Source organism: Mucilaginibacter sp., from assembly GCF_965277465.1.
Lineage (GTDB): Bacteria > Bacteroidota > Bacteroidia > Sphingobacteriales > Sphingobacteriaceae > Mucilaginibacter.
This window is the reverse complement of sequence record NZ_CBDICW010000001.1, coordinates 1,175,203-1,189,080: the sequence shown is the minus strand read 5'-3', so window position 1 is coordinate 1,189,080 and position 13,878 is coordinate 1,175,203. Positions and strand designations below refer to the sequence as shown.

Genomic DNA, 13,878 nt, shown 5'->3' with positions numbered 1-13,878 from the left:
GTAAAAAAGCGGAAGCTTTAAATAAATTCACCACACGTTATTACCAGGCACGAAGCAATCCTATCTGTAAATAGTGGATTGCTTCGTTCCCGGTAATAGCGTTATTAAACAAATAACACTATGGGACAGACATTATTTGATAAGATTTGGGATGCACACGTCGTCAGTAGCAACGAGGGGTTCCCGGATATTTTATACATCGACACACACTTTATACACGAAGTAACCAGTCCGCAGGCATTTGACGGCCTGCGCGCAAGAGGGTTACCGGTTTTCAGACCCAAACAAACGGTCGCCACCGCAGATCATAACGTACCCACCATTGATCAGCACTTACCCATCAAAGAAGAACTTTCCCGTTACCAGGTTGACATGCTCACAAAAAACTGTGCAGAATTTGGTATTGAATTATACGGCTTAGGCCACCCTTTTCAAGGCATTGTACACGTTATAGGCCCTGAATTAGGCATTACCCGCCCCGGCGGCACCTATGTTTGCGGCGATAGCCATACTTCAACACACGGCGCCTTTGGTGCCATTGCATTTGGTATAGGCACCTCACAGGTGGAGCAGGTAATGGCCACCCAGTGTTTACTGCAATCGCGCCCTAAAAGGATGAAGATTGAAGTTAACGGCAAACTACAAAAAGGCGTAGGTGCCAAGGATATTATCCTTTACATCATCTCGCAGATCTCTGCTGCCGGCGGTACCGGTTATGCAGTTGAATACGCTGGCGACACTATCCGCTCATTGAGTATGGAAGGCCGCATGACCATCTGTAACATGAGCATCGAAATGGGTGCACGCTGTGGCCTTATTGCTCCGGATGAAACTACCATTAACTATGTTAAAGGCCGTGAATTTGCCCCTAAAGGCGAAGAATGGGATAAGGCAGTAGCTTACTGGAAAACTTTATACTCTGACGCTGATGCGGCTTTTGACAAAGTATTAAGCTTCAATGCCGAAGATATTGAGCCGATGATCACCTACGGAACAAATCCGGGTATGGGTATCGGTGTTACGCAGCATGTGCCGGAAACATTATCGTTCGAAACCAAAGAACAGGGATCATATAAAAAAGCCCTTGAATACATGGGCCTGCATGATGATGAACAGTTATTAGGCAAACCTATTGATTATGTTTTTATAGGCAGCTGTACCAACTCACGTATTGAAGACCTGCGCGAGGTTGCCCAATTTGTAAAAGGCAAACACAAGGCCGATAACGTTACGGTATGGGTAGTTCCGGGTTCAAAACAAGTTCAGGAACAAGCTATCCGCGAAGGACTGGATAAGATATTTGATGCAGCAGGTTTCCCGCTGCGCGAGCCAGGCTGCAGCGCATGCTTAGGCATGAACGAAGATAAGATCCCGGCAGGCAAATACTGCGTATCAACATCAAACAGAAACTTTGAAGGCAGGCAGGGACCAAACTCACGTACATTTTTGGCAAGCCCATTAACCGCGGCTGCTTCGGCAATTACAGGGGTGGTAACTGATATCAGGGAGTTTTTGTCGGAATCAGAATTTGCAGAATTATAGAAATTAAGAGGCTTGTCACCCTGAGTTACCCGAAGGGTGAGCGCACAGGCCTTTACCATTATGCCTCGAATGCTATAGTATAACAAAAAGAATAAAATGATACTTGAAGTTGCCATATTAAATGTGATACCCGGTTTGGAAGATGCCTTTTTAAAAGCATTTGACCAGGCTAAGGCCATCATATCAAAAATGGCAGGCTATAGCTCACATCAATTAAAAAGATGTGTTGAAAATTCAAGTCAGTTTATTTTATTGGTTGAGTGGGAAAAACTCACTGACCATACAGAAGGCTTCAGAGACTCAAACGAATACCAGGAATGGAAAAGGCTGTTACATCATTTTTATAACCCTTTTCCAACTGTTGAACATTACGAAAATATATAATTGCTATGGCAACTAAAATATTCAAACACATACAAACCAGCGTGGTGCCTTTACCTATCGAAAACATAGATACGGACCAGATAATTCCCGCAAGGTTTTTAAAAGCCACTACCCGCGATGGTTTTGGCAATAACTTATTCCGCGATTGGCGCTTTGATGAAAACGACAACCCTAAGCCGGATTTCGTTTTAAATCACCCCATCTACAGCGGTAAAATACTGGTTGCAGGCAAAAACTTTGGTTGCGGCAGTAGCCGCGAACATGCTGCCTGGGCTATTGCCGATTATGGTTTTGACGCCGTGGTCAGCAGTTTTTTTGCCGATATTTTTAAAGGCAACGCCCTTAACAATGGCTTACTGCCGGTACAGGTTAGCGAAGATTTTTTAAAGAAGATCTTCGATGCTGTCGATGCCGATCCAAATGCGGTGATTGAGATAGATTTAGTAGATCAGTTCATCAGGCTGGTAGCTACCGGCGACCAGGAAACTTTTGAGGTTAACCCTTACAAAAAAGCCTGCATGACCAATGGCTATGATGATATTGACTACATCCTGAGCAAAAAAGAACTGGTTGAGGAGTTTGAGGGAAAGTAAGGGGTTAAAGGCGAAAGCTGAAAGCTGAAAGGTAACTTGATATTGCTTTGTGCCTCGCAATGACAATAAGATATAACAAATGGGACTAACAAAAAATATATTAGTAATACCCGGCGACGGGATAGGCCCCGAGGTAACAACCTGGGGAAAAGCTGTTTTAGAACAAATTGCAAAAGCTTTTGGCCATCAGTTTACTTTTGATGAGGCTTTAATGGGCCACGTAGCTATTGAGGCTACCGGCAACCCTTTGCCCGATGAAACATTAGCCAAAGCAAAAGCCAGCGATGCCATATTATTTGGTGCAGTTGGCCATGCTAAATATGATAATGATCCATCGGCAAAAGTAAGGCCGGAGCAGGGTTTATTAAAGATCCGTAAGGAATTAGGTTTATATGCTAACCTGCGCCCAATTATGCTTTTTGATGAGTTGCTGGATGCATCGAGCCTTAAACCCGAGATATTAAAAGGAACAGACATCTTGTTTTTCCGCGAGCTTACAGGTGATGTTTATTTCGGCGAGAAAAAACGCAGCGAAGACAGGAATACAGCATCAGACCTGATGGTTTACAGCCGTTACGAAGTTGAGCGCATTGCCATAAAAGCTTATGAAGCAGCAATGGTACGCGGCAAAAAATTATGCTCGGTTGATAAGGCAAATGTTTTGGAATCATCGCGCTTATGGCGCGAAGTTGTGCAGGAAATAGCCAAACAATACCCCGAGGTTGAAACCGAGCACATGTTTATTGATAATGCCGCCATGCAGTTGGTTAAAAACCCTAAAAAGTTTGATGTGGTTTTAACTGCCAATCTTTTCGGTGATATTTTAACGGATGAGGCATCGCAGATAGCTGGTTCAATGGGTATGCTGGCATCAGCATCAATTGGCGATGGAACGGGCTTTTTTGAGCCGATCCACGGTTCAGCACATGATATTGCCGGGCAGGATAAAGCCAACCCACTGGCTTCCATGCTTTCGGTAGCGCTAATGCTGGAGATAGGCTTCGGCTTAAAAGAAGAAGCTAAAAAAATTACCGATGCCATTGATAAAGCCCTTAAAGACGGTTACCGTACAGGCGACATTGCTGATACCAAAACAGATAAAAGTAAAATATTAGGCACTAAGGCAATGGGCCAAAAAGTGTTGGACTACTTGAATTAGGCTAAATCCCCGGCCATTAAAGGGGAAGATGTAAATAACCGTCATCGATCAAAAGTCAACCAATGAATGATGATCAATGACACAAAGACTAAAACATGAAATGGAACGCTGAATTATATGACCAAAAACATGCATTTGTTTACCAGTTTGGTGAAAACGTGCTTGAAGTACTGGATGTTAAAGCCGGGGAGCACGTCCTCGATATTGGCTGCGGTACAGGTTATTTAACACAGCAGATCCAAAACGCAGGTGCAATTGTAAAAGGGACTGATTACTCGCCCGATATGATCGCGCAAGCAAAAGAAAACTACCCTGCCGTTGAGTTTGCCGTAGCTGATGCCGGTAACTTTGATGAAGCAGGCCAATACGACGCGGTGTTTTCGAACGCGGCATTGCACTGGGTAAAAAACCAGGATGGTATGATGGACAGTGTTTACAAAAGCCTTAAACCCGGCGGCCGTTTTGTGGCCGAAATGGGCGGCAAGGATAATGTAGGCAAACTGATAGCGGCTACCAAACAGGTATTAACCCAGCATGGCTATTTAGAGCAAACCAAAATACAGGTTTGGTATTTCCCATCATTGGGTGAGTATACCAGCCGTTTAGAGGCACATGGTTTCAGGGTAACATTTGCTATCCACTTTGACCGTAAGACACCCTTGCAGGATGGCGACCAGGGTGTAACCAAATGGATAAAAATGTTTGGCTCACAGTTTTTTGAAGGTATACCCCAACCAGAGGTTGAGCAAATGCTAACGGAGATAACCGCCCTGCTTGAACCACATTATAACGAAGACGGCCAGTGGTACGCCGATTATAAAAGATTAAGATTTATAGCTGTAAAGGAATAATTGAGCTTCAATTACACAATTTACAACTGAGGATGAATAAATAAAATGAACATTAACCGATGCAGGTTACAGGCGGCAAACCTGGTACCAGGCATCAAAAATCATAATAAGATATGTTACACGATCCAAACCGCGTTTATGTTTTTGATACTACGCTTCGCGATGGCGAACAGGTACCAGGCTGCCAGTTAACGACCCCAGAAAAGATAGAGATAGCAAAAGAACTGGAACTTCTCGGTGTGGACGTTATTGAAGCCGGGTTCCCGGTATCAAGCCCTGGTGATTTTCAAAGTGTTGTTGAAATATCAAAGGCCGTAAAAGAGCCCATTGTTTGCGCCCTTACACGCGCCCACAAAGGCGATATTGATGCCGCTATTGAATCATTGCAATACGCAAAACGCCCGCGCATACATACAGGCATAGGCTCGTCTGATATGCACATCAAACATAAATTTAACAGCACCCGCGAAGAAATACTGGAGCGCGCTGTTGAAGCTGTAAAATATGCCAAAAAATCTGTTGAGGATATTGAATTTTACGCAGAAGATGCCGGCCGTGCCGATGTGGTTTACTTGGCGCAAATGGTTGAAGCCGTTATTGCTGCCGGTGCTACCGTAGTAAACATTCCGGATACCAACGGCTACTGCCTGCCTAACCAGTATGGCGATAAGATCCGTTTCCTGAAAGAGAACGTAAAGAATATTGATAAAGCCATTATATCTGTACACTGCCATAATGATTTAGGTTTGGCTACTGCCAACTCAATTGCAGGCTTACAAAACGGTGCAAGGCAAATTGAAGGTACCATTAACGGTATTGGCGAGCGCGCAGGCAATACAGCTATAGAAGAAGTAGTGATGATTTTAAAAACTCATCAGTTAGGCTTATATACCAATATAAATGCCCGTAATTTTTACGAGCTGAGCCACATGGTAAGCACACAAATGCGCATGCCGGTACAGCCAAACAAAGCTATTGTAGGCAGCAATGCATTCGCACACAGCTCTGGCATCCACCAGGATGGGTTTTTGAAGAACCGCGAAAATTACGAGATTATTAAGCCGGAGGACGTAGGTTTCCCCAATGCTACCATCGTACTTACCGCACGCAGCGGCAGGCATGCACTGAAGTTCCACATGGAGCGCCTGGGTTATAGCTTAGATAAAGATGAGCTGAACGAAGTTTACAAAAACTTCCTTACCCTGGCTGATAATAAATTGAACATAAACGATAATGATCTGCTTGGTTTAATAGCATATCGTTTGGTTAAACAATAACCATGGAAACTGAAACTAAAGGCCAGTTGGATTTTGCTTCGGCGTACGAAAGATTAAAAGGTACTGTTAAGCACACGCCTTTACTCTATAATGCGGGCCTTTCTGAAAAGTACGACTGTAAAATATACCTTAAACGCGAGGACTTGCAGGTGGTACGTTCCTACAAACTGCGTGGTGCTTTCAACATGATAAGCCAGCTAACCCAGGATGAATTAAACCGCGGGGTAGTTTGTGCAAGTGCTGGTAACCACGCACAGGGTGTAGCATTCTCCTGCAATAAAATGGGTATTAAAGGGGTAATTTTTATGCCCGAAATAACACCCAAACAAAAAGTTAAACAAACAGAAATGTTTGGCAATGGCAATATTGAGATAGTTTTGGTTGGCGATACTTTTGATGATTGCCTGATGGAAGCACTGGCTTATACGCAGGCACATAAAATGACATTCATCCCTCCTTTTGATAACTATCGTGTTATTGAAGGTCAGGGAACTGTTGGCGTTGAAATATTGGAAGACCTCCCCGAAACCGAAGTGGTTATTATGCCTATAGGTGGCGGCGGACTTGCGGCAGGTGCCGGAAGTTATATGAAACATCAAAAACCAGGTATTTTACTGATAGGTGTTGAGCCCGAAGGTGCACCCAGCATGCTAAAGGCATTTGAACATGGTGGCCCCGTGAGCCTGCCTGATATTAACCGCTTTGTGGATGGCGCCGCTGTTAAAACAGTAGGTAAATTAACCTATGAGCTTTGCCACGAGGTTTTGGATGATATGCTTACCATAGCCGAAGGCAAGGTATGTACCACTATATTAAAACTATATAATGAGGATGCCATTGTTGTTGAACCTGCGGGTGCATTATCAGTAGCGGTACTGGATACCTGTAAGGATAAAATAAAAGGTAAAAACGTGGTGTGTGTAGTTAGTGGGGGTAATAACGATATTGAGCGCATGCAGGAGATCAAAGAAAAATCACTGCTATATGAGGGACTTAAACATTATTTCATCATTAAATTTCCGCAGCGCCCGGGGTCTTTAAAGCTGTTTGTAAATAACGTATTAGGCCCTGCCGATGATATTACAAGGTTTGAGTTCATCAAAAAAACATCGAAGGAAAGCGGCCCGGCACTGGTTGGTATCGAACTGAAATCAGCTGCCGATTATCCTGCCTTAATGAAACGCATGGAAGCACACCGCTTTGAGGTACTTGAACTAAACAGGGACCAAACCCTGTTTGAGTTTTTAGTGTAATATTTTGAATTTGCGGATGTTTCAATTAAACATCCGCAATTCTATCAGTTTACATATACTTCTTCCACCAGTCGGATACGTAGGGCTCAGGCTCTGTTGGTTTACCCGGTTCCGGTACAAATAATTTAATATGCTTGTCGTTAGCGTAAACTGTTAGTCTTTCAATCGGCTCGTACCAGGCATGCGGTGCAAGGTTAAATGTGCCCCAGTGTAAAGGCATCATCAGCGCTCCTTTCAGGGCGATATGGGCATTTGAAGCATTATCTGGCCCCATGTGTATATCGGCCCAGTATTGGCCGTAAGCGCCAATTTCAAGCATGGTAAGGTCAAACGGACCAAAGGCTTCACCTATCTCCGCAAAACCAGGGAACCAGCCCGAATCGGCACCAAAAAATATATTATGCTGTGCCCCTTTTATTACAAACGATGACCATAAAGTTTCATTCCTTCCCGTTAAACCCCTGCCGCTAAAATGGCGCGACGGCGTAGCTGTTATCACACAATCACCGCCTACTAATACGCTTTCGCCCCAGTCAACCTCATTGATGAAGTTTTTTTCAATACCCCATTTTTCAAGATGTTGCCCAACGCCCAGCGAACAAATGAACGGAATGGTTTTATCAGCAAAAAACTTAATCGTGTCTTTATCAAGGTGATCGTAATGATCGTGCGAAATTATGATAGCATCTAAAGCAGGCAGTTCATTAAGCGCCAATGGCGGCTTAAAAAAGCGCTTAGGCCCAAAAAGCGAGGTAAAAGAAGCCCTGTCGCTCCAAACCGGGTCTGTGAGTATGCGTTTACCGTCAATTTCGATCAATAAACTCGAATGCCCCACCCAGGTTATTCTTAAACCACTTTCGGCAGGTGTATCATAAACTGCTATATCGGTTTTAAATGACCCTAAGGTTTTATGGGGCACATTCTCTGCCTTGTTATTAATCTGTTCTTTTATAATTGGGATAAATTGTCCAAAACCAACCTCATTTGTAGGTATTGGGTTTTGAAATTTCTTTCCCTTTTTTTTTGCCCCTGTTATGCTCATAAATAATTCCCGGTAACGCTCAAATTGTAATTGATTTGCTCAGTTATTTTTCAACCAAACGGATAGGTTGTTTGGCTAAATAATGCATGGCGTTCACAATCGCTACAAGTATAATTAACGATAAAATGTTTGTATGCAGATGCTAAATTGTAAAACTATTTATTAAAAAACGAAATTGCATGGTTGCAAAATTCCAGTAAAGCATCAGGTAATAAATCGCCCACAAAAGGATGCGAAGCGTTAAATACATGGTCGGCATCCTTAATTACCAAATATTCGGCAGCAGGTTGGACTGCTTTTAACTCTTCGGCGTGGGCTAAGGGTACAGATGTATCTGCATCACCGTGCACTATAAGCCAGGGTTGCTTTATTTGTGCGGCATGGCCCAGTATATCCAGCCGGGCGGGATTTTTATCAAGATCATTAAGCAAGCCAACTTTTAATGGCATTTGCTGCCCTGTACGTTTATTGGCCATATAAGTAACACCCGTTAAACGCCATTGCTCCTCCATCTCTTTGGGCCATAAATTACGGAAACCTGAGATAGATGCCATGCTAACTAATTTTTTAATGCGCTCATCTTCGGCTGTTTTGATGATGCTTATGCCGCCGCCCATGCTATGCCCTATCAGGTAAACATGGCTGGCCGCAGCAATTCCCGATCCGCCGCAGGCAAAATCAATAACCGCTTTCAGATCCTCTAACTCAATAGAAAAAGTATTATCAGCAAAGGCGATCATATTAGTAAGATCAGACGGATTATCAGCCGTGGTACCATTGTGCGAAAAATTGAATTTCAGATACCTGAAACCATGCTCGGCAAAGTAACGGGCCACAAGGTTATGCGTACCCCAGTCTTTAAAGCCCTTAAAGCCGTGGGCAAATATAACCAGCGGTGCATTTTTGTTGGATGTTTTATAGGTAATATCCATCAGCATACCCCGGCCCTTAGCACCGGGAATGTTGAAGTCTTGTTTTTTTATCATAGTTAATTTCCGAAGAAAGTTTATTATCAAAATTAAACATTATTGTTGCTACTCCCCATCGTTTTAAATGGCATCAGCTCACCTTCACTTTTGGTATACCACCAAGCCCACAATATCAGCAAAGGTTGCAAAACCACTAAACGGATCCAGGCAACCATTGGCGATATTTTGATAGTGCCGCCCAATAAAAATGGCGCATCAATAACCATTTGAACATGTACCGGCACAAAAGCAATCAGCATTAATATTATTCCCCATGCTGCCAACGCTCTTGTTTTGGCAAAAATCAGCATTAAGGCAAACAGTATTTCAAAAAAACCGGCCAGCACATTCATTACTTTTGGAAAAGGAATATAAGGCGGTATAATTTTATAATAAGACCCAGGATTGTAAAAATGATTTGCCCCAGCCACCAGGTACCCTACAATCAATATAAAAAGGCTTATTTTTTTAAGTTTATACATAAATTAAAGATATAATATTTTAGTTAACACAGTTTAAACAGAATATATACGTCATAAAAAGGTAAATGATGGTAATTTATAATCATTCTAAATGCATCTGTATGACAAAGTATTGACACTGCATCTTATTTATCCTGCTATTTTTGTCGGGTCAAATTTTAAATTGCTTTGAAGTATCTAAAGGTAATAGCTTTTACGCATAAACAGATTGAGCTGAAGGAGTTGGGGAAATTGGTTATATGCCAGGAGGATCTGACAGATAAACTTCATCGGGTAAAAACGCAATTCGGTATTTCCGAAATTTTTTACCTCGCCACCTGTAACCGTGTTGAGTTTGTGATGCTTACAGCGCAAGTGGTAGATAAAGTGTTTGCAAAACAATTTATGGATGCCATTGATATGGGGCTTTGCCCAATGTCAACAGGTACCTTTTTAGATGCTGCTTCTATTTACGAAGACAGGGATGCACTTGAGCATCTATTGCGTACCTCCTGCTCATTAGAGAGTTTGATAGTTGGCGAAAAAGAAATCCTTTCGCAATTACGCAAAGCATACGAAAACTGCAAGGAAGCAGGCCTTACCGGCGATGGTTTGCGCATGTTTATGAACTGCATTGTTAAAACAGCTAAGGAAGTTTATACCCACACCAATATTTCAAAAAATCCTATTTCGGTAGTGTCATTGGCTTACCGCAAGCTAAAGGATCTAAATTTGTGTACCAATGCCCGCGTATTGATTATTGGTGCCGGCGAAACCAACCGCAATATTTCAAAATATCTGCAAAAACATAAGTTCTCAAACTTCTCGGTATTTAACCGCACGGTATCAAAAGCAAAGCAATTGGCTGATGATTTAGGTGGTGAAGCATTTAACCTGGAAGCATTAAAAGATTTTAAAGGTGGCTTTGATGTAATTATTACCTGTACATCAGCTACTGAGCCCATAATTACTACAGAAATTTACACCTCGCTTTTAAATGGCGATACCGGCCGCAAAACTATTGTTGACCTGGCCATCCCTAATGATACGCATCCGGATGTGCTTTTGCAGTACCCGGTAAACTTTATTGAGGTACATTCATTAAACGAAGTAGCCAAACGCAACCTGCAGGAACGCTACGAAGAGCTTACCCATGCCGAAACCATCATTAATGAAAACATTACTGCCTTCTTCGTCGAATTAAAGCAACGCCGCATTGAGCTGGCCATGCGCCAGGTACCTGAAAAGATCAAAGAGATCCGTAATACTGCTATCAATTCTGTTTTTGCCGAAGAGGTTCAGAACATGGATCAGCATTCCCGCGAAATACTGGAGAAAGTGATCAACTACATGGAGAAAAAATATATCAGCGTGCCCATGATAATGGCTAAAGATATATTGATCAACAATAATTAATCATTCCTTATTTGGTTCCCTCAGGTTACGCTGTGCTAAATCACGGGGCAAGTTGTTAGGCTTTTAGCTTAGCGTTAACACTCATTTCTTTTTTTCAAGCTAAAAGCTTTTACCTTGGCACCCCACGGGTTACGCTGCGCTAAACCCGCGGGAGCACCAATACCGGCTTATTAATCCCTTCTTAGTCAGCCAACTTTCATATCCTCAATTATTCCTTTAATCATCCCTATAAAAAGTTAAATTTGCCCTTGCTAACAATTTAACCTTGGACAGAAAACTAATTATTGGAACACGCGGAAGCGACCTTGCATTATGGCAGGCACATTTTGTACAGGATAGCCTTGCCGCTATCGGTATAACTGCTGATTTAAAGATCATAAAAACACAGGGCGACCGGATCCTTAATTTGAGTTTTGATAAGCTGGAAGGCAAAGGTTTTTTTACCAAAGAGCTGGAAGAAGAGTTATTGGCAGGCACTATTGACCTGGCCGTACATTCCCACAAGGATCTGCCGACTGAAAACCCGCCGGGCCTTATTATTGCGGCAGTTTCTGAACGCGAAGACCCATCCGAATTATTACTGATATTTAAAGATTGTGTTGATGTGCACCAAAAGCTATCTGTAAAATACGGCGGCATAGTGGGTACATCATCAAACAGGCGCAAGGCACAGCTATTAGCTTACCGCCCTGACCTGGATATAATTGAGCTGCGGGGTAATGTACCCACCCGTGTAAATAAGCTGCGCGGCGAAAGCTACGATGCTATTATGCTGGCAAAGGCAGGCGTTTCACGTTTAGGTTTGGATTTGAGCGAGTTTCATGTAGAAGAATTGAGCCCTACAGAATTGATACCTGCCCCGGCTCAAGGCGCATTAGCCATCCAGATCCGTGAAAACGACCCGGAATTGTTTAACGCGCTACAAGCATTGAACCATCCTGATGTAGCCGAGGCACTGGCTGTTGAGCGTAATTTGTTAAAAATGTTTGGCGGCGGCTGTCATTTACCATTAGGCTGTTACTGCCGCAAGGATGGTGATACCTACCAGGTATTTACCTCAAAAGCTGATGATAGCGAAGAGTTTCCTGACAGGCTTTTTGTTGAGGCTAAATCAACCGAAGGACTTGTTGAAAAAGTATATTCCTTTTTTGCTGCAGGCCGCGTTTTCCCTAAAAAGGTATTTATCTCGCGCGAGCTTTCTGACCATAGCTATTTCCACAAAGCATTAACCAAGCATCATATTGAAGTTGAGGCACGCTCGCTTATCCGTACCGTGCCTGTTATAACCAAGCTTGATAATTATATTTTAAGAAATGTAGACTGGATATTTTTCAGCAGTAAAAATGCGGTTGAATATTTTTTTCAGCTAGATCCCCTTTTACCAAAAAAGGTAAAGTTTGGGGTGATGGGAAGCGGATCAGAAGATATGCTGCGTCGCAAAGGCCATTTTGTTGATTACACAGGTGCAGGTGTTGACCCTGCTGATGTAGCCGCCGAATTTGCAAAAATAGCAAATGGCACAACCGTAGTATTTCCTTCTGCCGAAAATTCTATGCGGAGCATTCAGCATGCTTTATCTTCCGAAACAAAAATCATTGACCTGCCTATATACGAAACCATATTAGAGGATGATGTGGAAGGAAGCGGAGCCGAAATATTGGTATTTACCAGCCCATCAAATGTTGAGGCTTACTTTGTTGATAACCTGCTGGAACCCGATCAAAAAATAATTGCGATTGGTTTATCAACCGGTAAAAAGCTTGATGAAATGGGCGTTAAATATACTTTACCCTATTCGCCCGATGAAACAGGGCTGGCAGAAGCCGTATTTGGAACTATTTGCTTAAGCTATAAATGTTAAATAAGCTTATTGATTTTTGGGCCGATGAAACGGCTAAGCAATAAGTTATGAACTAAAAAATATGTTACAAAGGCCAAGAAGAAACCGAAAAAGTGAAGTGATCCGCCAGATGGTGCAGGAAACCCATGTTAGTGCTGCTAACCTGATATTCCCGCTGTTTATTGTTGACGGTATTGGGCAAAAAACAGAAGTGGCTTCTATGCCGGGCATCTATCGTTATTCTATTGATAATTTGCTGCGCGAAATTGAAAGCTGCCTGAAACTCGGCTTAAACTCATTTGATCTTTTTCCAAATATCGAAGAATCATTAAAAGACAAATTTGCCACCGAAAGTCACCGCGAGGAAAGCCTTTACCTTCGCGCCATCCGCGAGGTAAAAAAGAATTTTCCGGAGGCCTGCGTAATTACTGATGTGGCAATGGATCCATACAGCAGCGATGGCCATGACGGCCTTGTTGAAAACGGCGAAATTTTGAACGACGAAACACTGGAGATATTAGGTAAAATGGCATTGGCACATGCGCAATGCGGTGCAGATATTATTGCCCCCTCAGATATGATGGATGGCCGTGTGGGCTATATCCGCAAGGTGCTTGATGATAATAAGTTCACCAACGTATCCATTATGTCGTACTCGGCCAAGTATGCCAGTGCTTTTTACGGGCCTTTCAGGGATGCATTAAACTCGGCCCCTAAATTCGGCGATAAAAAATCATACCAGATGAACCCCGCCAACCAGCAGGAAGCATTGATTGAAGCCCGCTTGGATGAGTTTGAAGGTGCCGATTTCCTGATGGTAAAACCAGCCCTACCCTACCTTGATATTATAAAATTAATAAAAGATAATACTGAACTGCCCGTTGCTGCGTATAACGTAAGTGGCGAATACGCAATGGTTAAGGCAGCCATACAAAAAGGCTGGCTAAATGAGCAACGTGCCATTACCGAAGTGCTTACCAGCATAAGGCGGGCAGGCGCAAGTGCTATATTAACCTACCACGCAAAAGAGGTTTTAGAAAACAAGTGGTTATAAAAAAATCAGCATTCAATGATCCGCAACAGGGTTAACCT

The 13,878-nt window shown here is 42.9% G+C and carries 13 protein-coding genes; 10 read left to right on the top strand and 3 right to left on the bottom strand.

The window, feature by feature from the left end:
- The first annotated feature begins 120 nt into the window (after positions 1-120).
- The 7 genes from leuC to ilvA all read left to right on the top strand — a co-directional run bounded on the left by leuC (position 121) and on the right by ilvA (position 7,059).
- A complete protein-coding gene (leuC, locus tag ACQY4U_RS05480) occupies positions 121-1,542 on the top strand; it encodes a 3-isopropylmalate dehydratase large subunit (RefSeq protein WP_428328385.1) in 1,422 nt (473 codons plus the stop codon).
- Positions 1,543-1,638: 96 nt separating this feature from the next.
- Positions 1,639-1,926, top strand: coding sequence for an antibiotic biosynthesis monooxygenase family protein (locus ACQY4U_RS05475; protein ID WP_428328384.1), 288 nt, complete (start codon positions 1,639-1,641; stop codon positions 1,924-1,926).
- 5 nt (positions 1,927-1,931) lie between these two features.
- Positions 1,932-2,519: a 3-isopropylmalate dehydratase small subunit gene (gene leuD / locus ACQY4U_RS05470; RefSeq protein ID WP_428328383.1), complete on the top strand. Its 588-nt coding sequence runs from the start codon at positions 1,932-1,934 to the stop codon at positions 2,517-2,519.
- A 79-nt stretch (positions 2,520-2,598) separates the two neighbouring features.
- Positions 2,599-3,678, top strand: a complete 1,080-nt coding sequence (gene leuB, locus ACQY4U_RS05465; RefSeq protein ID WP_428328382.1) for a 3-isopropylmalate dehydrogenase — start codon at positions 2,599-2,601, stop codon at positions 3,676-3,678.
- Positions 3,679-3,773: 95 nt separating this feature from the next.
- Positions 3,774-4,529: a class I SAM-dependent methyltransferase gene (locus ACQY4U_RS05460; protein WP_428328381.1), complete on the top strand. Its 756-nt coding sequence runs from the start codon at positions 3,774-3,776 to the stop codon at positions 4,527-4,529.
- Positions 4,530-4,642: 113 nt separating this feature from the next.
- Positions 4,643-5,806: a 2-isopropylmalate synthase gene (locus tag ACQY4U_RS05455; RefSeq protein ID WP_428328380.1), complete on the top strand. Its 1,164-nt coding sequence runs from the start codon at positions 4,643-4,645 to the stop codon at positions 5,804-5,806.
- Positions 5,807-5,808: 2 nt separating this feature from the next.
- Positions 5,809-7,059 carry a threonine ammonia-lyase IlvA gene (gene ilvA, locus ACQY4U_RS05450; protein WP_428328379.1) on the top strand — a complete coding sequence of 417 codons (1,251 nt, stop codon included), beginning with the start codon at positions 5,809-5,811 and terminating at the stop codon, positions 7,057-7,059.
- A 49-nt stretch (positions 7,060-7,108) separates the two neighbouring features.
- Here the strand turns inward: ilvA and ACQY4U_RS05445 are convergent, their stop codons facing one another.
- The 3 genes from ACQY4U_RS05445 to ACQY4U_RS05435 all read right to left on the bottom strand — a co-directional run bounded on the left by ACQY4U_RS05445 (position 7,109) and on the right by ACQY4U_RS05435 (position 9,551).
- Complete coding sequence (locus tag ACQY4U_RS05445; RefSeq protein ID WP_428328378.1) at positions 7,109-8,101, bottom strand: MBL fold metallo-hydrolase; 993 nt, start codon at positions 8,099-8,101, stop codon at positions 7,109-7,111.
- 155 nt (positions 8,102-8,256) lie between these two features.
- Positions 8,257-9,087 (bottom strand): alpha/beta hydrolase family protein, encoded by an 831-nt coding sequence (locus tag ACQY4U_RS05440; protein WP_428328377.1) that lies wholly within the window; start codon positions 9,085-9,087, stop codon positions 8,257-8,259.
- 32 nt (positions 9,088-9,119) lie between these two features.
- Positions 9,120-9,551: a DoxX family protein gene (locus ACQY4U_RS05435; RefSeq protein WP_428328376.1), complete on the bottom strand. Its 432-nt coding sequence runs from the start codon at positions 9,549-9,551 to the stop codon at positions 9,120-9,122.
- A 168-nt stretch (positions 9,552-9,719) separates the two neighbouring features.
- On the opposite strand from ACQY4U_RS05435, the gene hemA reads away from it, so the two are divergent.
- The 3 genes from hemA (at position 9,720) to hemB (ending at position 13,840) form a co-directional block, all read left to right on the top strand.
- The gene (gene hemA / locus ACQY4U_RS05430) at positions 9,720-10,946 is read left to right on the top strand and encodes a glutamyl-tRNA reductase (RefSeq protein WP_428328375.1); all 1,227 of its coding nucleotides are present in this window, start codon (positions 9,720-9,722) and stop codon (positions 10,944-10,946) included.
- Positions 10,947-11,211: 265 nt separating this feature from the next.
- Positions 11,212-12,807 carry a hydroxymethylbilane synthase gene (gene hemC, locus ACQY4U_RS05425; protein ID WP_428328374.1) on the top strand — a complete coding sequence of 532 codons (1,596 nt, stop codon included), beginning with the start codon at positions 11,212-11,214 and terminating at the stop codon, positions 12,805-12,807.
- Between the two features lie 61 nt (positions 12,808-12,868).
- On the top strand, positions 12,869-13,840 hold the full coding sequence (hemB, locus tag ACQY4U_RS05420; protein WP_428328373.1) for a porphobilinogen synthase: 972 nt from the start codon (positions 12,869-12,871) through the stop codon (positions 13,838-13,840).
- The last annotated feature ends 38 nt before the right edge of the window (positions 13,841-13,878 follow it).

Coding starts and splice junctions, on each gene's coding strand:
- leuC (WP_428328385.1), top strand. CDS start 121: ATGGGACAGACATTATTTGATAAGATTTGGGATGCACACGTCGTCAGT.
- ACQY4U_RS05475 (WP_428328384.1), top strand. CDS start 1,639: ATGATACTTGAAGTTGCCATATTAAATGTGATACCCGGTTTGGAAGAT.
- leuD (WP_428328383.1), top strand. CDS start 1,932: ATGGCAACTAAAATATTCAAACACATACAAACCAGCGTGGTGCCTTTA.
- leuB (WP_428328382.1), top strand. CDS start 2,599: ATGGGACTAACAAAAAATATATTAGTAATACCCGGCGACGGGATAGGC.
- ACQY4U_RS05460 (WP_428328381.1), top strand. CDS start 3,774: ATGAAATGGAACGCTGAATTATATGACCAAAAACATGCATTTGTTTAC.
- ACQY4U_RS05455 (WP_428328380.1), top strand. CDS start 4,643: ATGTTACACGATCCAAACCGCGTTTATGTTTTTGATACTACGCTTCGC.
- ilvA (WP_428328379.1), top strand. CDS start 5,809: ATGGAAACTGAAACTAAAGGCCAGTTGGATTTTGCTTCGGCGTACGAA.
- ACQY4U_RS05445 (WP_428328378.1), bottom strand. CDS start 8,101: ATGAGCATAACAGGGGCAAAAAAAAAGGGAAAGAAATTTCAAAACCCA.
- ACQY4U_RS05440 (WP_428328377.1), bottom strand. CDS start 9,087: ATGATAAAAAAACAAGACTTCAACATTCCCGGTGCTAAGGGCCGGGGT.
- ACQY4U_RS05435 (WP_428328376.1), bottom strand. CDS start 9,551: ATGTATAAACTTAAAAAAATAAGCCTTTTTATATTGATTGTAGGGTAC.
- hemB (WP_428328373.1), top strand. CDS start 12,869: ATGTTACAAAGGCCAAGAAGAAACCGAAAAAGTGAAGTGATCCGCCAG.